At 70.6% G+C, this 19,551-nt stretch carries 16 protein-coding genes; 13 read left to right on the forward strand and 3 right to left on the reverse strand.

Going from position 1 to position 19,551, the window contains the following annotated elements; genetic code table 11:
• Positions 1-171: 171 nt before the first annotated feature.
• The 3 genes from ACIP5M_RS04390 to ACIP5M_RS04400 all read left to right on the forward strand — a co-directional run bounded on the left by ACIP5M_RS04390 (position 172) and on the right by ACIP5M_RS04400 (position 3,690).
• Positions 172-1,062, forward strand: a complete 891-nt coding sequence (locus tag ACIP5M_RS04390) for a hypothetical protein (protein ID WP_401191645.1) — start codon at positions 172-174, stop codon at positions 1,060-1,062.
• 161 nt (positions 1,063-1,223) lie between these two features.
• Positions 1,224-3,269, forward strand: a complete 2,046-nt coding sequence (locus tag ACIP5M_RS04395) for an FUSC family protein (protein ID WP_401191647.1) — start codon at positions 1,224-1,226, stop codon at positions 3,267-3,269.
• 184 nt (positions 3,270-3,453) lie between these two features.
• The gene (locus tag ACIP5M_RS04400) at positions 3,454-3,690 is read left to right on the forward strand and encodes a DUF397 domain-containing protein (protein ID WP_215011402.1); all 237 of its coding nucleotides are present in this window, start codon (positions 3,454-3,456) and stop codon (positions 3,688-3,690) included.
• A gap of 123 nt (positions 3,691-3,813) precedes the next feature.
• Here the strand turns inward: ACIP5M_RS04400 and ACIP5M_RS04405 are convergent, their stop codons facing one another.
• The gene (locus tag ACIP5M_RS04405; protein ID WP_401191650.1) at positions 3,814-4,302 is read right to left on the reverse strand and encodes an ATP-binding protein; all 489 of its coding nucleotides are present in this window, start codon (positions 4,300-4,302) and stop codon (positions 3,814-3,816) included.
• Positions 4,303-4,665: 363 nt separating this feature from the next.
• Here ACIP5M_RS04405 and ACIP5M_RS04410 point away from each other — a divergent pair, with 363 nt between their 5' ends.
• The 6 genes from ACIP5M_RS04410 (at position 4,666) to ACIP5M_RS04435 (ending at position 11,726) form a co-directional block, all read left to right on the forward strand.
• Complete coding sequence (locus ACIP5M_RS04410) at positions 4,666-5,544, forward strand: helix-turn-helix domain-containing protein (RefSeq protein ID WP_401191652.1); 879 nt, start codon at positions 4,666-4,668, stop codon at positions 5,542-5,544.
• A gap of 89 nt (positions 5,545-5,633) precedes the next feature.
• Positions 5,634-7,091 (forward strand): aldehyde dehydrogenase family protein, encoded by a 1,458-nt coding sequence (locus tag ACIP5M_RS04415; protein ID WP_401191654.1) that lies wholly within the window; start codon positions 5,634-5,636, stop codon positions 7,089-7,091.
• Positions 7,092-7,365: 274 nt separating this feature from the next.
• Positions 7,366-9,453 (forward strand): penicillin-binding protein 2, encoded by a 2,088-nt coding sequence (gene mrdA / locus ACIP5M_RS04420; RefSeq protein WP_401191657.1) that lies wholly within the window; start codon positions 7,366-7,368, stop codon positions 9,451-9,453.
• A gap of 90 nt (positions 9,454-9,543) precedes the next feature.
• Entirely contained in the window at positions 9,544-10,056 is a 513-nt protein-coding gene (locus ACIP5M_RS04425) for a DinB family protein (RefSeq protein ID WP_401191660.1), read from the forward strand.
• 85 nt (positions 10,057-10,141) lie between these two features.
• A complete protein-coding gene (locus tag ACIP5M_RS04430) occupies positions 10,142-10,900 on the forward strand; it encodes a MerR family transcriptional regulator (protein WP_401191662.1) in 759 nt (252 codons plus the stop codon).
• A 130-nt stretch (positions 10,901-11,030) separates the two neighbouring features.
• Positions 11,031-11,726 carry a VTT domain-containing protein gene (locus ACIP5M_RS04435; protein WP_401191664.1) on the forward strand — a complete coding sequence of 232 codons (696 nt, stop codon included), beginning with the start codon at positions 11,031-11,033 and terminating at the stop codon, positions 11,724-11,726.
• Positions 11,727-11,833: 107 nt separating this feature from the next.
• Here the strand turns inward: ACIP5M_RS04435 and ACIP5M_RS04440 are convergent, their stop codons facing one another.
• Both ACIP5M_RS04440 and ACIP5M_RS04445 read right to left on the reverse strand, forming a co-directional pair.
• Complete coding sequence (locus ACIP5M_RS04440) at positions 11,834-13,483, reverse strand: threonine/serine exporter ThrE family protein (RefSeq protein WP_401191666.1); 1,650 nt, start codon at positions 13,481-13,483, stop codon at positions 11,834-11,836.
• A gap of 773 nt (positions 13,484-14,256) precedes the next feature.
• Positions 14,257-14,751 carry an inorganic diphosphatase gene (locus tag ACIP5M_RS04445; RefSeq protein WP_030031597.1) on the reverse strand — a complete coding sequence of 165 codons (495 nt, stop codon included), beginning with the start codon at positions 14,749-14,751 and terminating at the stop codon, positions 14,257-14,259.
• A 136-nt stretch (positions 14,752-14,887) separates the two neighbouring features.
• On the opposite strand from ACIP5M_RS04445, the gene dacB reads away from it, so the two are divergent.
• From dacB to hpt, 4 genes are all read left to right on the forward strand, one after another.
• Complete coding sequence (gene dacB / locus ACIP5M_RS04450; RefSeq protein WP_401191668.1) at positions 14,888-16,312, forward strand: D-alanyl-D-alanine carboxypeptidase/D-alanyl-D-alanine-endopeptidase; 1,425 nt, start codon at positions 14,888-14,890, stop codon at positions 16,310-16,312.
• Positions 16,313-16,350: 38 nt separating this feature from the next.
• Positions 16,351-17,490, forward strand: a complete 1,140-nt coding sequence (locus ACIP5M_RS04455; protein ID WP_401191671.1) for a zinc-dependent metalloprotease — start codon at positions 16,351-16,353, stop codon at positions 17,488-17,490.
• A 212-nt stretch (positions 17,491-17,702) separates the two neighbouring features.
• Positions 17,703-18,746: a tRNA lysidine(34) synthetase TilS gene (tilS, locus tag ACIP5M_RS04460; RefSeq protein WP_401191674.1), complete on the forward strand. Its 1,044-nt coding sequence runs from the start codon at positions 17,703-17,705 to the stop codon at positions 18,744-18,746.
• A 65-nt stretch (positions 18,747-18,811) separates the two neighbouring features.
• Positions 18,812-19,372 carry a hypoxanthine phosphoribosyltransferase gene (gene hpt, locus ACIP5M_RS04465; RefSeq protein ID WP_243339812.1) on the forward strand — a complete coding sequence of 187 codons (561 nt, stop codon included), beginning with the start codon at positions 18,812-18,814 and terminating at the stop codon, positions 19,370-19,372.
• Positions 19,373-19,551 lie beyond the last annotated feature (179 nt).

Consider the following 19,551-nt stretch of genomic DNA (forward strand, 5'->3'; position numbering starts at 1 on the left):
GGCCGATGCCCGGAGGCCGCGGGATTTTAGTTCTCCTGTGGAGCCTGTCAAGCCCCGAATGTGCGTCGCTTTTCTCGCTTCTCGTGGTGGGCCAATCTGATTACAGATAAACCGCCGAGTCGCCGCACCGAAGGTGAATGGAAATCTCGGCCCCACTCAAGGAGAAATAACATGTCTGTCAACATCCGCATTCAGATCCCCCGCATTATCGGCGCCTCTTTCATTGCTGCAGTGCTCGCCGGAACCGCAGGAGTGGCGGGCGCCCAGGCGGCTCCCCAGGCAGCCAAGACTGCGCCGAGCGTGGTGAGGGACGTCAATCAGACGAACCTGAACCAGGGTGACGGCGGCGCTAACCAGGCGAATGTGAACCAGGGTGGTGGGAAGACCAACCAGGCGAATGTGAACCAGGGCGGTAAGAAGACCAACCAGGCGAATGTGAACCAGGGTGGTGGGAAGACCAACCAGGCGAATGTGAACCAGGGCGGTAAGAAGACCAACCAGGCGAATGTGAACCAGGGTGGTGGGAAGACCAACCAGGCGAATGTGAACCAGGGCGGTAAGAAGACCAACCAGGCGAATGTGAACCAGGGCGGCGGCAAGACCAACCAGGCCAACGTGAACCAGGGTGGCGGCAAGACCAACCAGGCCAACCTGAACCAGGGTGGCGGCAAGACCAACCAGGCCAACGTGAACCAGGGCGGTGGCAAGACCAACCAGGCCAACGTGAACCAGGGCGGTGGCAAGACCAACCAGGCGAACGTGAACCAGGGTGGCGGCAAGACCAACCAGGCCAACGTGAACCAGGGCGGTGGCAAGACCAACCAGGCCAACGTCAACCAGGGTGACGGTGACACCAACCAGGCGAACGTGAACCAGGGCGATGGCGACACCAACCAGGCCAACGTGAACCAGGGTGACGGTGACACCAACCAGGCGAACGTGAACCAGGGTGACGGCGACACCAACCAGGCCAACGTCAACCAGGGTGACGGCGACACCAACCAGGCCAACGTCAACCAGGGCGACGGCGACACCAACCAGTCCAACCTGAACCAGGAGTAATCGTGACCTCTACCGCGGGGCTCCCCACGCCCCCGCGCTGACCACCCAGACGACGGAACCCGCCACACCACCGTGGCGGGTTCCGTCGTCTGCCCATGCGGTGATCGACACCGATCCGCTCAGAAGCGGATCAATCAGGAAGAAACGGTACGCTCGGCGGCATGGGCTGGTTTCGGGCGCTGAAGGCCTCCGCCCGCTCGGGCATGGCCGTCGAGCGGGCCCGGCTCGAACCCCTCGTCGCGCTCCGCGCGGCGGCCGGGCTCGCCCTCGTCATCGGCGCCGGGCTCGCCCTCCTCGGCCCCGGTTCGGCGGCCAGTTCCGCCTTCGGCGCGTTCATGGCCGCCATCGCCACCTTCCAGCAGAGCTGGCGCCCGCGCCCCGTCCTCGCGCTCGCCTCCGGCCTGACCCTGGCCGTCTCCACCTTCGTCGGGTACCTCGTCGGCTCCTCGCACACCGTCCTCTTCCTCGCGCTGCTCGCCGCCTGGACCTTCCTGGCGAGCCTGCTCTGGGCGGCCGGCCCCACCGCCGGGATCATCGCCTCCGGCAACGTCGCGATCATGCTGATCACCGTCACCCTGCCCACCTCCGTCCCGCAGGCCGCCGGGCACGCCGCGATGATCGCCGCCGGCGGGGTGGTCCAGGCGCTGCTCATCGTGCTGTTCCCCGTCCGCCGCTGGGGCGCCCAGCGCGACGCCCTCGCCGATGCGCTCGCCGCCGAGGCCGACTACGCCCGCCGGCTGCGGCAGGATCCGGTCGCCCCCTTCGACCCGGAGCCGCTGATGCGGGCGCGGGCGGCCGCCACGGTCACGCCCCGGCAGGCCCGGCGGCGTCCCGCCGAGCTGCACGGCGCGCGGGGGCTCGCGGAGCGGATCCGGCCGGTGCTGGCCTCGCTCGCCGACCCGGCGGTCGGGGCGCCCGCCGAGGGTCCGGCGCGGGACCGGGTGCGCGAACTGCTCGCCGCGGCCGCCGCGGTGCTGGACTGCGCCGCGCACGCGATCCGGCACGGCGATCCCGTACGCCTCCCCGCGCCGGCCCTGGCGGTCCTCAAGTCCCCCGACACGGCGGACCTCCTCACCGGCGCGCCCCTGCGGGCCGCACGCCGGCTCGCCGCCCTGCTGGACGACGTACTGGAGACGGCCCAGCCGCGGTCCGGGCGCACGGCCGATCCCGGGGAGTCGATGCTGCGGCCCACGATGCCCGCCCTGGTGCCGCTGGTCCTGAAGTCGGTACGGGCCGAACTGCGCCCCGGGTCCCCGGTCCTGCGGCACGCCCTGCGCGTGACGGCCGTGGCCTGCGCGGGCTACCTGATCGGCCACGCGCTGCCGCTCGGGCACGCCTACTGGGCCCCGATGACCTCGGTGATGGTCATGCGGCCCGACTTCACCCAGACGTACTCGCGCGCCGTCGCCCGTTTCGGCGGCACCCTCGTCGGGGTCACCGTCGCCACCGGCATCGTGCAGCTGGCGCAGCCCGGCATGTACCTGTCCGGCCTCCTCGCGGTCGTCAGCGCGGGCCTGATGTACGTGCTGATGCGCACCGGGTACGCCGTGGCGCAGGCCTTCGTCTCCGCGTACGTGGTCTTCCTGCTCGGCATGGGCGGGGTCCGCTGGGACCAGACCGTGCCCGACCGGGTGGCCCTCACCCTGGTCGGCGGGCTGCTCGCGATGGTGGCGTACGCCCTGTACCCGGCCTGGGAGACCCCGCGGCTGCGGACCCGCCTCGCGGACTGGATCGCCGCCGACGGGCGGTACGCGGCGGCCGTCCTCGGTCAGTACGCCGACCCGGCGGGCGCCCGCCGCGCCGAGGTGCGCGAGGCCCTGCTGGCCGCCCGCGACGCCCGGCTGGCCTGGCAGGAGGCGGTCGCCCGGGCAGCCGGCGAACCGGTGCGCCACCGGGGGCTCTCCCACGCGGCCGCCGACGACGCGGGGGACGCCCTGGCCGCCCTGGGCCGGGGTGCCATGCTGCTGGAGGCCCACCTGCCGGACCGCGCGCACGACCCGGTCCCGGGCGCGGCCGCCCTCGCCGAGGCGCTGCGCACCGCCACCGAGGCGGGCGCGCAGGCGGTACGCGAGCGCAGGGTCCCGTGCTGGGACGGGGTGCGGGCCGTGCTGGCGGACTGGGACGCCCCCGCGTCGGGGGTGCTGCGCGGAGCCGCCGACCAGCTCCTGGGCTCGCTGGACGAGGTGTCGGAAGCCCTCCGCCCCTGAAATGCCCCGTCAGGCCCTGAGTTCGCCCGTGAGGGTGAGCTGCAACCGGACCCCGGCCGGCCCTCGTCCGGGCCTGTGTGTGATCGCGGGAGCACCCCGCGTGCACGTGCATCTGCCCATGCATGCGCTCATGAACACAGCTATGATCCGGTGCAGTTGACATCTGCACTATCGGGGGCTTCCTGTGGACCACGCGTACAACGGGATGGCAGCTGCAGAACTCGACGGAGTGACCTGGCAGAAGAGCAGGCACAGCAACTCACAGGGTTCCTGTGTGGAGTTCGCCAAACTGCCCGGCGGCGACGTCGCCATGCGCAACTCGCGCTTCCCGGACGGACCGGCGCTCGTGTACACGCCGGCCGAGATAGAGGCCCTGCTCCTGGGCGTGAAGGACGGCGAGTTCGATCACCTGATCGGCTGACGGAACGGCGCACCCATCAAGCCATGCACGTGCAGCGGCCGGGAATGATCGCAACGATCATTCCCGGCCGATTGCCGTGCGGCTCCCGCCCGTACGGCCGAAAGCCGTAGGCGCGGGCCGGGTTCAGTCCTGGAGCAGGAACAGCGCCCAGACCACCTTGCCGGTCAGCCGTCCCGCGAGCGGGTGCCAACCCCAGCTGTCGCTGTACGAGTCCACCAGGAACAGCCCCCGCCCGGACTCCAGGTCGACGTTCTCGTCCGTCCGCTCCGGCGAGAAGGCCCCGCCCGGCCGGTCCTCGCTGGGGTCGCGCACCGCGCACACCAGCCGGGTGCTCCACCGCATCAGGTGCAGCCGTACCGGCGGCTCCGCCTCGGCGGCCGTCCGCCGCGAGTCCTCGGGCAGGGCATGGCGCAGCGCGTTGGTGACCAGCTCGGAGACGACCAGCGCCACGTCGTCGAAGCGCTCGTCGAGCCCCCACTGCGACAGCGTGGAACGGGTGAACGTACGGGCGCCCCGCACCGCCTCGAACCGGGCGGGCAGAGCGCAGGAAGCGGACCCGGAGACAGCCGTGGGGTCGACCGGGGGCAGCCCCTGCCGTAACGGCTCGAGCATGGTCGATCCATTCGTCCCCATGCGAGGCACTCCCGGGATTCGCGGACGGAGCGGTCGTGTCCGTCCAGAAAGAACTGCGGGGTGGGTCCGTGCGCCGGCGCGAAGTGCACGCAGGTGCGCGGGGACCATCGTTCCGAATGGCGGAGCCGGATGCAAGGGCAGATGCACGTGCACGCGCCGGACCTGTCCGCTCCCGTGACGGTTCTTGCTCATTTCTTCCTACGCATACTTACGGACTTCTTTTCCGGGACGCCGAATTCCGTTACAGAACGAGTACGGGCCGATGCGTTTTGGTGGCAGACTGCGGCCCCTGGGGTACGGGGGCCCCGCGACGCACGCGCACACCACGCGCACGCCAATGCGATGGGGAGGGCAGTACTAGTGACCGCAGAAGCAAGCGGTTCTGTGGTGCGCCGCATCCTCCTGGGCTCCCAGCTCAGGCGACTCCGAGAATCCCGCGGCATCACCCGTGAGGCGGCCGGCTACTCGATCCGCGCATCCGAATCGAAGATCAGCCGCTTGGAGTTGGGAAGGGTGAGCTTCAAGGCCAGAGACGTCGAGGACCTCCTCACGCTCTACGGAGTCACGGACAGCACGGAGCGCGAGTCCCTCCTCGGCCTGGTCCGCGAGGCCAACGCCACCGGCTGGTGGCACAGTTACGGCGACGTGCTGCCCGGATGGTTCCAGACCTACATCGGCCTGGAGGGCGCCGCCTCCCTCATCCGCATCTACGAAGTGCAGTTCGTGCACGGCCTGTTGCAGACCGAGGCCTACGCCCACGCCGTCGTCAGCCGCGGCATGCCCGGTGCCACCCGCGCCGAGATCGACCGCCGCGTCGCGCTGCGCCTGGAGCGCCAGAAGGTCCTGGTCTCCGAGAACGCCCCGGTCTTCCACGCCGTCCTCGACGAGGCCGCGCTGCGCCGCCCCTACGGCGACCGCGACGTCATGCGCGGCCAGCTGGAGCACCTCATCGAGGTCTCCCAGCGGCCCAACGTCCAGCTGCAGGTGATGCCGTTCTCCTTCGGCGGCCACGCGGGCGAGAGCGGAGCCTTCACCCTGCTGCGCTTCCCCGAGTCCGACCTCCAGGACATCGTCTATCTGGAACAGCTCACCAGTGCCCTCTACCTGGACAAGGACGAGGAAGTGGGGCAGTACGAGCGGGCGATGCAGCGACTTCAGGCCGACTGCCCCGACCCCGACCGGACCAGGGATCTTCTCCGTGGCCTCCTTCAACTGTCTTGATTCGCACGTAGTATGACGTCTGATCAGTGCATGACGACCGATCGGTCTCCGGTGCAGCGCACGGGTGCGCGCTCGCAGTAAGGGATGGCATGTCCATATTCAGCGACCTCGCTCACCAGTACATCGACGGCGAATGGCTGGCCGGCAACGGTTCGTGGGACATCATCGACGTCAACCCGTACAACGGTGAGAAGCTCGCCGCCATCACCGTGGCCACCGTCGAGCAGGTGGACCAGGCCTACCTCGGCGCCGAGCGCGCGCAGAAGGAATGGGCCGCCACCAGCCCGTACATCAGACGCGCGGTCCTGGAGCGCGCCCTGCGGATCACCGAGGAGCGCGAGAAGGAGATCGTCGAGGCGATGATCGACGAGCTCGGCGGGACCCGTCCCAAGGCCGAGTACGAGGTCCACCTGGCCAAGGAGTTCATCCGCGAGTCGCTCCAGCTGGCCGTGCGCCCCGAGGGCCGGATCCTGGCCTCGCCGGTGGAGGGCAAGGAGAACCGGGTCCAGCGCCTGCCCGTCGGCGTCGTCACCGTGATCAGCCCGTTCAACTTCCCCTTCCTCGTCACCCTGAAGTCGGTCGCCCCGGCGCTCGCGCTGGGCAACGCAGTGGTGATCAAGCCGAACCAGAACGCCCCCGTGGTCGGCGGCGGGGTCATCGCCAAGATCTTCGAGGACGCGGGGCTCCCGGCGGGCCTGCTGAACGTCCTGGTCACCGACATAGCCGAGATTGGCGACGCGCTCCTGACGCACCCCGTCCCCAAGGTGATCTCCTTCGCCGGATCGGACCGGGTCGGCCGGCACGTCGGGGCGGTCGCCGCCCGCCACTTCAAGCGGACCGTCCTGGAACTCAGCGGCAACAGCGCGCTGGTCGTCCTCGATGACGCCGACCTCGACTACGCGGTGGACGCGGCCGTCTTCAGCAGGTTCGTCTACCAGGGCCAGGTCTGCATGGCAGCCAACCGGATCCTCGTCGACGCGGCGGTCGCGGAGGAGTTCACCGAGAAGTTCACCGCCCGCGTACGGGGCCTGAAGACGGGCGACCCGCACGAGGCCGACACCCAGATCGGCCCGCTGATCAACTCCTTCCAGGCCGACGCCCTGACCGCGCTCGTCGACAAAGCCCTGGAATCGGGCGCGACCGCGCTCGTACGGGGATCTACGCGCGGCAACCTGGTCGAGCCCACCGTACTGGCCGGGCTCCCCGAGGACTCCCCCCTGCTCGGCCAGGAGATCTTCGGCCCGGTGGCGCTGCTGGTGGTCTTCGACGGCGAGGACGAGGCCGTACGGCTGACCAACGCGACCCCGTACGGGCTGAGCGGGGCCGTGCACACGCGGGACGTGGAACGCGGCGTCCGTTTCGCGCAGCGGATCGAGACGGGGATGATCCACGTCAACGACTCCACGATCGGGGACGAGCCGCTGGCCGCCTTCGGCGGCGAGAAGGCCTCCGGCCTGGGCCGCCTCAACGGCGAAGCCACCGTCGAGGCCTTCACCACGCAGAAGTGGATCTCGGTACAGCACGGCCGGAGCCGCTTCCCCTTCTAGGGCCTGTCGTCAAACTCCCGTCTGCCCCGCGACGCCTGGCACGCGCTCTCGCCGCACCGGGCGGAATCCCGGGTACGTCCAGTACGAGGGCTTCCCCCCGGCACGCCGAGAGCACGCACCAGACGCCGCGTGGCCGCCCTCCGGGCGACGACGGGAGTGTGACGACAGGCCCTAGGGGACCGCGAGGGTCCGCCGGGCCGCGACCCCCGGCCCGATCCGTGAGCCACCCCCTAGACTCATCCGGGCGTACGGCATGCGTCCGGGGGAGATCGAGTTGAGCAACATACCGGAGACCGGCCGGACCCCTCGGGTCCAGAACCGGCTCGTCGTCATCCAGATCGTGGTCTTCTCGCTGCTGCTCACCCTGGGCGGCCGGCTCTGGTACCTCCAGATACGCAATGGCCAGGGGTACACGGACGAGGCCAAGAACAACCACGTCCAGCGCGTGGTCCAGCCCGCCGTGCGCGGCTCCATCCTGGACTCGCGCGGCGTCCCCCTCGCCGACAACGCCACCCACCTCGTGGTCTCGGCCAACCGCACCGAGCTGCTCAAGATGAAGGACAAGGGCAAGGCCGTCCTCACCCGCCTCGCCGGCGTCCTCGGCACGGACCCCCAAGAGGTCATCGACAAGGTCCGGCTCTGCGACGCCAAGACCCCCAAGCCCTGCTGGAACGGCTCGCCCTACCAGCCCATCCCGGTCAGCGACGAGGCCACCACCGAACAGGCCCTCCAGATCCACGAGCACGCCGAGGACTTCCCCGGCATCACCGCCGAGCCCACCGCCATGCGCCGCTACGCCGCACCGGACGAGGCCAACACCTCCCAGGTGCTCGGCTACCTCTCGCCCGTCACCGACGAGGAGATCGCCAAGGCGAAGAACTCCGACTCGCCCTACCTGCGCTCCGACCAGGTCGGCCGCTCCGGCCTGGAGCGCACGTACGACAAGGAGCTGCGCGGCAAGGCCGGCATCACCCGCTACGAGGTGGACAACCTCGGCCGCGTCACCGGCCAGGGCCAGACCGACAAGGCGCAGCCCGGCTCGAACATCGTCACCTCCATCGACTCGCGCGTGCAGGCCGTCGCCGAGCGCGAGCTGAACAACGCGATGATCGAGGCCCGCAAGACGTACGACAAGAACACCCGCCGGAACTACGAGGCGGACTCGGGCGCCGTGGTGGTCATGGAGGCCAAGACCGGCCGCGTCGTGGCGATGGCCTCCAACCCGACCTACGACCCCAACGCCTGGGTCGGCGGCATCTCGGCCAAGGACTACGCCGGGCTGACCGACAAGGAGTCGAACTACCCGCTGCTGAACCGGGCCATCCAGGCCCAGGCGGCACCGGGCTCCGTCTTCAAGGTCGTCTCGTCCACGGCCGCGGTGAACGCCGGATACCCCTTCAACGGCCGCTACCCCTGCCCCAGCTCCTACTCGGTCGGCAGCCAGACCTTCACCAACTTCGAGTCCCAGGGCTACGGCGACATCACCATCGGCCGCGCCCTGGAGGTCTCCTGCGACACCGTCTACTACTCCATCGCCGACCAGGAGTGGAAGAAGGACGGCGGGATCAACCCCAAGAAGACCCCGAACGACTGGTTCTTCAAGACCGCCCACGAGTTCGGGCTCGGCAAGCCCACCGGCATCGACCTGCCCAACGAGGTGAGCGGCCGGGTCCCCGACCGCAAGTGGAAGCAGGACTTCTTCGAGGCGAACAAGGCCGCCTGGTGCCGGGACGGCAAGAAGAACGGCACCTTCGCCGAGAAGATCGCCTACGAGAACTGCCGCCAGGGCAACCAGCTGCGCGAGGGTGACGCCATCAACTACTCGATCGGTCAGGGCGACACGCTCGTCACGCCGATCCAGATGGCCTCCGTCTACGCGGCCATCGCCAACGGCGGCACACTGCACCAGCCCAGCATCGGCAAGGCGGTCGTGAGCGCCGACGGCACCTCCGTCCGGGAGATCGCGCCGAAGGTGCGGGGCAAGCTGCCCATGGACGAGAAGACCCGCGACGACATAGACGAGGCCCTCGCCTCCGTCGCCACCACCGGCAGCGCCGCCTGGCGCTTCGGCGGCTGGCCGCAGAAGCAGATCCCGATGCACGCCAAGACGGGCACCGCCGAGGTCCAGGGCAAGCAGACCACCTCGTGGTTCGCCTCGTACACCGAGGACTACGCCATCGTCATGACGATCTCCCAGGGCGGCACCGGCTCCGGGGCGTCCGGGCCGGCGGTCCGCAAGATCTACGAGGCGATGTACGGGCTCGACCCGACGGGCAAGCAGGACCTCTCCAAGGCCCTGCTGCCGCAGCCGGCCACCGCGCTGCCCGCGCTGCGGCCGGACGCGGAAATCCCGTCCCGGTGAGAGGGGCAATGAGGACGGAATCTGACCTCATTGCTCCGTAGCGTGGGGGTTGTAAGGCAGAAGAACCCCACACGCACAAGGCGGTTGGTCATGGCTCAGATTTCCACCGAGGTCCCGGGCGACGAGCGCGGCACGCTCCTCGCGTTCGTCGAGTCCCAGCGCGCGGCGATCCGCGAAACGCTGCTGGGGATGAGCGAGGAGCAGGCCGCGAGCCGCCCCACCGTCAGCGCATTGTCCCTGTCCGGGGTGCTCAAGCACGCGGCCGAGGTCGAGCTCGGCTGGCTGCGGATGGCTCAGCAGCTGCCGAACGAGATCCAGCGCACCCCGGAGACCTGGGGCGATTCCTTCGTCCTCGTCGAGGGCGAGTCGATCCCGTCGATCCTGGCCTTCTGGGAGAAGGTCACGCAGGAGATGGAGGCCTTCATCGCCTCCGTCCCGAGCCTGGACGACACCTTCCCGCTGCCGCCGCGGCCCTGGTTCCCCCAGGACCACAGGGTCTCGATGCGCTGGATGCTCCTGCACCTGGTGGAGGAGTTCGCCCGGCACGCGGGCCACTCGGACATCTTCCGCGAGTCCCTCGACGGGACCAAGGCCATGGGATAGCGGAGGGACGCCGACCCGCACTTGCACCTCACGTGGCGTGAGGACCCACAGTGAAGGGCGTACCCAACCAGAGGAGCGGAAGGCAATGAGCTACTCCGTGGGCCAGGTCGCCGGTTTCGCCGGAGTCACGGTGCGCACGCTGCACCACTACGACGAGATCGGCCTGCTCTCCCCGAGCGGCCGCAGCCACGCAGGACACCGGCGGTACGACGACGCCGACCTGGACCGGCTGCAGCGGATCCTGTTCTACCGGGAGCTCGGCTTCCCGCTCGACGAGGTCGCGGTCCTGCTGGACGACCCGGAGACGGATCCGCGAGAGCATCTGCGCCGGCAGCATGCCCTGCTGACCGACCGGATCGCCCGGCTCCAGCAGATGGCCAAGGCCGTTGAGCACGCCATGGAGGCGAAGAAGATGGGCATCAACCTCACGCCCGAGGAGCGGTTCGAGGTCTTCGGGGACAAGGACCCCGAGCAGTACGCGGAGGAGGCCGAGCGGCGCTGGGGCCACACCGAGGCCTACGCCGAGTCGCAGCGCCGGGTCGCCACCTACACCAAGGACGACTGGAAGCGGGTCCAGGACCAGGTCGCCGACTGGGGCGCCCGGTACGCGGCGCTGATGGACGCCGGTGAGCCCGCGGACGGCGAGGCGGCCATGGACCTGGCCGAGGAGCACCGCCGGCACATCGTCGAGTGGTACTACGACTGCACGTACGAGATCCACACGGGCCTCGGTGAGATGTACGTGTCGGACGAGCGGTTCAAGGAGTTCTACGACTCCATGAAGCCCGGCCTCGCCGAGCACCTGCGGGACGCGATCCTGGCCAACGCGGTGCGCAAGGCGTAGCCGAACCGCCCCGTGTGAGACCCCTGCCACGACCCCCCTCCGGCCTCTGGAACCGGGCGGGGGTCGTGTGCGTTGATAATTGAGACCGCCCGCCCCTGCAGTCGCCCCCTCATCCAGGAGTCCGGAAACCGTGTACACGCTTGCGCTCGGCCCAGAGTGGCTGTCCCCGGACTATCTGATTTCGCATTTCGGACTGGTCGGCATCCTGGTCGTCGTCTTCGCGGAATCGGGACTCTTCGCGTTCCTGCCGGGTGACTCCCTGCTGTTCACGGCGGGCCTGCTGGTCGCGAACGGCGAGTACATCAAGCAGCCGCTGTGGCTCGTCTGCACCCTGATCGTGGCCGCCGCGATCATCGGTGACCAGGTCGGCTACATGATCGGCAAGGTCTTCGGGCCCAAGCTGTTCAACCGGCCCAAGTCCAAGGTCTTCAAGCGGGAGAACCTGGACAAGGCGCACGAGTTCATGGAGAAGCACGGCCCGAAGGCCATCGTGCTCGCCCGTTTCGTACCGATCATCCGCACCTTCGCGCCGATGGTCGCCGGCGCCGGCTCCATGAAGTACCGCACCTTCCTCACGTACAACGTCATCGGCGGCATCGGCTGGGGCGCGGGCATCACGATCGCGGGCTACTGGCTCGGCCAGATCGAGTTCATCAAGACCAACATCGAGGCGATCCTCGTCCTGATCGTCCTCATCTCGCTCATCCCGGTGATCTTCGAGGTACTGAAGGCCCGCAAGGAGAAGAAGGCCCTGGCCGCCGAGGCCCCCTTCGAGGCGGACGGCCCCCAGGCTCCGGGCCAGCGCGGGCGGCACGCGAGGCGGTAAATCGCGCTGCCGGATCCCGTACGACCTCGTACGAACGCCTACGCCCTCGCAAGCTGAGCCTGCGGGGGCGTAGGCGTTCGTACGGCCCGCCCTGGAGCGGGCCCGCCCTAGAAGCCGCGCGTCCGCTTGGCGGCGCGTCGCTTGGCCGCGCTCGCCGCCCCCGGAATCCGCATGAACAGCCGCGAGGTCTCCGACCCGAGGTTGACCCCGATCGCGATCGCCAAGGCGATGGCCGCCGCGTTCACCAGCGACGCGAGCCCCTCGTTCAGCCGGTTCTCGGCGATCAGCAGCAGTCCGTAGTACGTCGCCGAGCCGGGCAGCAGCGGGCCGATGGCCGCGGTCGTGTACGGCAGGGCGGACGCGAAGCGGTAGCGGGAGAAGAGCTGCCCGAAGAGGCCCACCAGCCCGGCGGCGACGGCCGTGGAGGGCACCGGCGGGATGCCGCCCGCGTAGTGCAGCGCCCCGAAGGTCACCCAGGCGACCCCGCCGTTCAGCGTCACGATCCACACGGTGGACCGTTCCTGCTGGAGGAGGATCGCGAACGTGAAGACCAGCACCATCGAGGCCGCGATCTGGATCGGCGGCCGCTGGGTGATCTGGAGGACCTCCTCCGGCTTGGGCGAGGCGCCGAGCTGAAGCCCGAGGTAGAGCACGACCAGCACGCCCATGATGATGCCGATGAACAGGTACATGACTTCCAGGAGGCGGGCGGAGGCGGTGATGTAGAAGCCGGTCAGGCCGTCCTGGACGGCCGCGACCAGGGCCCGCCCTGGCAGCAGCGCGAACAGCCCGCCGGTGATCACGGCCGAGGCCTTGATGTTCTCGATCTCCGCCAGCTTGAGCGCCACCCCGAAGGCGGCCGGCGGCATCGCGGCGACCACGAACTGGTAGAACTCCGGCAGCCCGCGCCCGGCGCACAGCCACGCCAGCCGGTCGCCGAGCACCGCCCCGAGGGCGGCGGCGAAGAAGACGAGCACCCCGCCGCCGACCAGCGTCGAGGCGGCCCCGGCGAGCAGCCCGGCGGCGGTCGTGAGCACCCAGCCGGGGTAGGGGTGGCGGTTGCGGCGGATCTCCGCCAGCCGGCGGTAGGCCTCCTCCAGGGACACGTCGATCTCGTGGGCGCTGATGTCGTCCACGAGCCGGTACACGGCCGCCAGGCGGTTGTAGTCGGTGCCGCGGCGGCGCACGGTCCGGTTCGCCGAGACGGGGTCGCCCACGAGGGACGGCTGGTGCGTGATCGACAGCATCGTGAAGGTGACGGTGGGCTCGCAGCGGTCCAGCCCGTACGAGCGGGCCACCGCGAACATCGCGGCCTCCACGTCCTCGGCGCCCTCGCCGCCCGCGAGCAGCAGCTCGCCGATGCGCAGGGTCAGGTCGAGCACGCGGCCCACGGCGGGCCCGGTCTCGGTCGGCCTCTGCACCAGGTCCGGTACCGGACGCACGTCGACCGGCATGCGCAGCATCGTGCGCATCCGGTCCTGCCAGGGGGACTCCTTCATCCGCGCTACGGGGAAACCCTGGCCGGGGGTGTAGGCGGGCGGGGAGTGCTGGGCGCTGTAGGTGGCCGGGGCGGCGAAAGCGGAACCCTCTGGCTCGGCGGCGGGCGGCTCGGCACCGGCCGGCCGCGCGAACTCGGAGGTCGGCTGGTCATCCTCCGGAACCTCCGGCTCCACCCCCGGCGGCACCGAGAAGGCGCTGTGCGCCTCGTCGGACTTCGGCTTCCGGTCCTCGGCCCCGGATCCTTCGGCCTCCGCCACACGTCCTCCAGTCCTGGCAGCCCGGTATCAGTATGCGGAACGGGTGGGGTGGGGGCGCGGGGTGGGGTGGGGTGGGGTGGGGGTGGGGCGCTGGGCGGGGCTTCGGGGGCGGGACCTGCGTACCGGAAGTGGTGAGGGTTTGGGGGTTTCCCGTCAGTCCCATCGTCTCTCCGGTTCGGGCCGGTCCCTCAAGGGCGCTCCTCCTTCGTCGTCGCGTCGCTTCGCGATGGCCTTCGGCCACCCTTGACCGACCGGCCCGAACCGGAAAGCCGAAAGACTGCCGGGAAGCCCCCAAAAGAACGATCCACGGGTCCATGCCCATGTGCGGTCCCGCCAGGGAGCCGACGACCCCGCTCCCCCAATCCGGCCAAGGCCACCTGGGAGGGCTGGACGGCGCCGATCCCGGGCAACAGCCTCCGCCCGGGCCCACAGGCATCGGATTCCGGGCCGGGGGCGGCTCTGCCTGCACCAAACGGCGGCGACAAGCCCCTCCGGACCCGTGAGCGCGTCAGATCGCTACGCGCTTCTCGCGGCTTGGCGGCCTGCCGCCGTCTGGGGCTGGGCGTCCGCCGCCCGGGAGGGTGGACCCGCACGTGATGGGGGGCGAATACGAGCCTCGCCGGCGTTTGAGGCGCGGGGTCTGGGGCGGAGCCCCAGGAGGGCGGCGCCGGGGGCGGGAAACGGGGGGCGGGCGGCACCCCCGAGGGGGTGCCGCCCGCGTAGTCACCTGGGGCGCGGGGGCTGAGCCCCGGGCCGTTGCTGCAAGCGCAGCGTCAGTGGTGGCCGCCCTGGGCCTCGAGACGCTTGTACGAGGCCTCGATCTCGGCCTCGGCCTCGGCGCGGCCGACCCAGTTCGCGCCCTCGACGGACTTGCCCGGCTCCAGGTCCTTGTAGACCTCGAAGAAGTGCTGGATCTCCAGGCGGTCGAACTCGGAGACGTGGTGGATGTCGCGCAGGTGCTCGACACGCGGGTCGGAGGCCGGCACGCACAGCAGCTTGTCGTCGCCGCCCGCCTCGTCCGTCATGCGGAACATGCCGATGGCGCGGCACTTGATGAGGCAGCCCGGGAAGGTCGGCTCGTCAAGGATGACCAGCGCGTCCAGCGGGTCGCCGTCCTCGCCGAGGGTGTTCTCGACGAAGCCGTAGTCGGCCGGGTAGCTGGTCGAGGTGAAGAGGCGACGGTCCAGACGGATCCGGCCGGTCTCGTGGTCCACCTCGTACTTGTTCCGCGAACCCTTGGGGATCTCGATGGTGACGTCGAACTCCACGTCCTGCTCCTCCATATGCTTCGAGTGATAGCGCGTCCGGCCCAGCCCTGCCGGGTGGGGTGCCATGCTCGCGGCAAGACGCAGTGATTAAGTGTCCCTCACGCATATGTGTGATCGCGAAAGGGGCTGGTCCGAGGTGCCATTGGTCAAGACGTGGCAGCTCATCGCGGGGTCGGCCGTCTCCGGCCTGGCCCTGTCGGTGGCAGTGGTGGCCGCCGCCGGTCCATGGGACTCCGGCCAGCGTAAGGCCGAGCGGGACAGGGTCGCCTCCTGGGGCCGTACGGGTGGCGCAGATCACGGCGGAGGGGCGGTGCCGCAGGCCGCGCCCAGCGCTCCCGGGGTGCTCGGTGCCATCGGCCCGGGTGTTCCGCGCGGGCAGGCCGCGGCCGCCTCCGACGGGCTCGCCGCCGCGCTGAAGCCCCTGCTCGCCGATCCCGCCCTCGGCACCGTGCGGACCGCCTGCGTCGTGGACACCGCCACCGGCCAGGTGCTGTACGAGTCCGGGGCGGGGGACGCGATGACCCCCGCGTCGACCGTCAAGATCGCCACCGCTGCCGCGGCCCTGGCCGCGCTGGGGCCCGAGCACCGGATCAAGACCACCGTCGTGGCCGGCGCCGGGCCCGGGCAGGTCGTCCTCGTGGGGGGCGGTGATCCTTCCCTGACCGCCAAGAAGAAGAGTCCGGCCGGGTCCGGCGGCAGTCTCGTCGCACTCGCCGCCGACACCGCCCAGGCGCTCAAGGCCGCCGGCACCGCGAGCGTGACGCTGGCGTACGACGACAGCCTCTACACCGGCCCCGCCCGCCATCCCATCGGCGCCAACCCCAACATCGCCCTCGTGACCGCCCTCACGGCCGACGAGGGACGCCCCGACGACTCCACCTCCGGGCCCGTCGAACGGACCGAGGACCCGTCCAAGGCCGCCGCCCGCGCCTTCGCGGACCTGCTGGCCGAGCGCGGGGTCAAGGTCACCGGCGAACCCGTACGGGCGAAGGCCGCCGCAGGAGCGCAGACGCTGGCCAGTACGCTCTCCACCCCGCTGGCCGGGCTCGTCGAGCGGATGCTGACCAACAGCGACAACGACATCGCCGAGGCCCTGGCCCGGCAGACCGCCCTCGCCTCCGGGCAGCCCGCCGGCTTCGAAGGCGCCGAGAAGGCGGTGGCCGCGCGGCTCGCCGCTCTCGGGGTCGACGTGGCCGGTTCGCGGTTCGCCGACGGCAGCGGCCTCAACCGGGCCGACAAGGTCAGCGCGGGCCTGCTCACCGGGCTCCTCACCAAGGCGGCCGACCCCGCGCACCCCGAGCTCCGGCCGGTGCTGACCGGGCTGCCCGTCGCCGGATTCAGCGGGACGCTGCGCACCCGCAACGCCGGCAGCTCCCCGGCCGCCGGCCTGATCCGGGCCAAGACGGGCACCCTGACCGGGGTCAATTCGCTGGCGGGGACGGTGGTGGACCCGTCCGGGCGGCTGCTCGCCTTTGCCTTCCTGACCGCGAACAGCACCGACGGAGCGGCCGCCGAGAAGGGCCTCGACAAGCTGGCCGCCGCCGTCGCGGGCGCTGCGTAGGGGGTCCGCGAAAGCGCTGGTCCACGTACGGTTGACGCATGACGAGCATCAGTGGTGCGGAGATGGTCGACTGGAACCTCGCGGTGGCGACCGCGACCCGGCTGGTGCGGCCCGGCCCGGAGGTCAGCCGGGGCGAGGCCCGGGCCGTCGTCGCGGAGCTGCGCGGGCACGCCAGGACCTCGGAACGGCACGTGCGCGCGTACACCCGGATGGTGCCGGAAGACGCGCCCGTCAACGACACCCCCGTCCTGGTCGTCGACCGGCCCGGCTGGGTCAAGGCCAACGTGGCAGGCTTCCGCGAGCTGCTCCAGCCGCTCCTCGGCAAGCTGCAGGACCGCCGCGCGGGCACTCCCGGCGGGGCCGTCCTCGGCGCGGTCGGCGGCAAGGTCACCGGCGTCGAGCTGGGCATGCTGCTGAGCTTCCTGGCCTCCCGGGTCCTCGGCCAGTACGAGACCTTCGCGCCGGTCTCCCGCGACCTGCCGGGCTCCGGCTCCGGCGGCGGCCGGCTGCTGCTGGTCGCGCCCAACATCGTGCACGTCGAACGCGAGCTGGAGGTGAACCCGCACGACTTCCGGCTGTGGGTCTGCCTGCACGAGGAGACGCACCGTACCCAGTTCACGGCCGTCCCGTGGCTCCGCGACCACCTGGAGGGCGAAATCCAGACGTTCCTCGGCGCCACCGAAGTGGACCCGATGACCGTCCTGGAGCGCCTGCGCGAGGCCGCCCAGTCCTTCGTGGGCGCCCGCCCCGAGGCCGAGCGGGGCGACGAGCCCCGCTCCCTCGTCGAGATCGTGCAGACCCCCGAGCAGCGCGAGGTGCTGGCCCGGCTCACGGCCGTCATGTCACTGCTCGAGGGACACGCCGACTTCGTCATGGACGGCGTCGGGCCCGAGGTGGTGCCCTCGGTCGCCGAGATCCGGGAGAAGTTCCAGCAGCGCCGGGCCAGCGGGGCGGGGCGGCTCGACGCCGCGCTGCGCAAGCTGCTGGGCCTGGACGCGAAGCTGCGGCAGTACCGGGACGGGGAGCGGTTCGTGCGCGCCGTCGTCGACCAGGTGGGGATGGACGGCTTCAACCGGGTGTGGACCTCTCCGAACACCCTGCCGACCAAGGCGGAGATCGCCAAGCCCGCGGACTGGGTGGCGCGGGTCCACAGCAAGGGGAGTGAAGCGAGCGAATGAGGAGGGCCCCACAGGCCTAAACATGTCTCCTTGGGGGAAGCAGCATCACCCGTCCGAGGGACCGTGGGCCGTGGAAGGGCGTGCGATGCTCGGGGAACGGCTCGGTTCTGTCACCATCGACGCACTCTGAGTGACATCCCTCCGTCTTGTGGGCAACCGGGCAGCACCCCCAAGCCTCCGAGGCATCCGAACACCATCGAAGGGCACCGGACATGGGTCCCCATCCTGCGGTCGCGGCGATACGCCTGGCGGTCCGCCGCGTACTTCACGACGTCCTCACCGATCTCACCAACCTGCCCGCCGGCACGCCCGCCGGCGCCGGCACCCCGCCGCTCGTCCTCGTCGCCTGCTCCGGCGGCGCCGACTCCATGGCCCTCGCCTCGGCCCTCGCCTTCGAGGCCCCCAAGCTCGGCATCCGGGCCGGCGGCATCACCGTCGACCACGGGCTCCAGCCCGGCTCCGACCTGCGCGCCGCCGAGGTCGTCACCCGCATGACCGCCCTCCGCCTCGACCCGGTGGAGTCCGTCGCCGTGCGCGTCGGCCGCGACGGCGGACCCGAGGCCGCCGCCCGTGACGCGCGCTACGGGGCCCTGGACGAGGCCGCCGACCGGCTGGGCGCCGCCGCCGTGCTGCTCGGCCACACCCGGGACGATCAAGCGGAAACCGTCCTGCTCGGCCTCGCGCGCGGCTCCGGCATCCGGTCGCTGTCCGGCATGCCGGAAGTGTCGGGCGGCCCCGGCGGCCCCGGCCGCAGCCACCGCTACCGCCGCCCCTTCCTGCAGATCGACCGGCAGACCGCCCGCAAGGCCTGCATGGTCCAGTCCCTCCCCGTCTGGGACGACCCGCACAACATCGACCCCGCCTACACCCGCTCCCGGCTGCGCCACGAGGGACTGCCCGCCCTGGAGAAGGCGCTGGGCAAGGGGGTCGTGGAGGCACTCGCCCGCACCGCCCAGCTCTCCCGCGACGACGCCGACGCCCTGGACGCCTGGGCCGCCGAAGCGGAGACCGGCGTACGGGACGAGGACGGCCGCCTGGAGTGCGCCAAGCTCTACGCCCTGCCCCCCGCCGTCCGCCGCCGGGTACTGCGCCGCGCCGTGGTCGCCGCCGGTTCCCCCGCAGGCTCCCTCTTCGCCCGCCACATCGAGGAAGTCGACCGGCTCATCACCGGATGGCGCGGTCAGGGCGCCATCAACCTGCCCGGACGGGTCGAGGCCCAGCGGCAGGGTGGCAGACTTGTCATCCGGCAGGGCTGATTGGTGCTGAAACACGGCTGAGTCCTCCGGGGACACCCCCGGAGCCCCGGCCGACAACGAAAGTGATGCGGGTGGACGAGAAGGACATGGGCAACGACCTCCAGTCGGTGCTCATCACCAAGGAAGAGATCGACGCGAAGCTGGCCGAGCTGGCCGCGAAGATCGACGCGGAGTACGCGGGCAAGGACCTGCTCATCGTCGGTGTGCTCAAGGGCGCCGTGATGGTGATGGCGGACCTGGCGCGCGCCTTGTCCACCCCGCTCACCATGGACTGGATGGCGGTGTCCTCGTACGGCGCCGGGACCCAGTCCTCCGGCGTGGTGCGGATCCTCAAGGACCTGGACACCGACATCAAGGACAAGCACGTCCTGATCGTCGAGGACATCATCGACTCCGGTCTCACGCTGTCCTGGCTGCTGTCGAACCTGGGCTCGCGCCAGCCGGCCTCCCTCGAGGTCGTCACGCTGCTGCGCAAGCCCGACGCGGCGAAGGTCGCGATCGACGTGAAGTGGGTCGGCTTCGACATCCCCAACGAGTTCGTCGTGGGCTACGGCCTCGACTACGCGGAGAAGTACCGCAACCTGCCGTTCGTCGGCACGCTCGCCCCGCACGTCTACGGCGGCTGATCCCGCTCCCGTCCCCGGGAACCCCGTCACGCCTCGGGGAACCTGGGGACGATTCCCGCCGTTGGAGCAGGGGAAGGCGGGTCTGTCAGCCGTCCCACAGGGCCGCGGGTGACAATTCAGGGGTACATTCCGAAGAACAGTCTTTACTCACACAGCAGCATTTACCTACGGGCAGGAGG

This window comes from Streptomyces sp. NPDC088762, assembly GCF_044750905.1.
GTDB lineage: Bacteria > Actinomycetota > Actinomycetes > Streptomycetales > Streptomycetaceae > Streptomyces.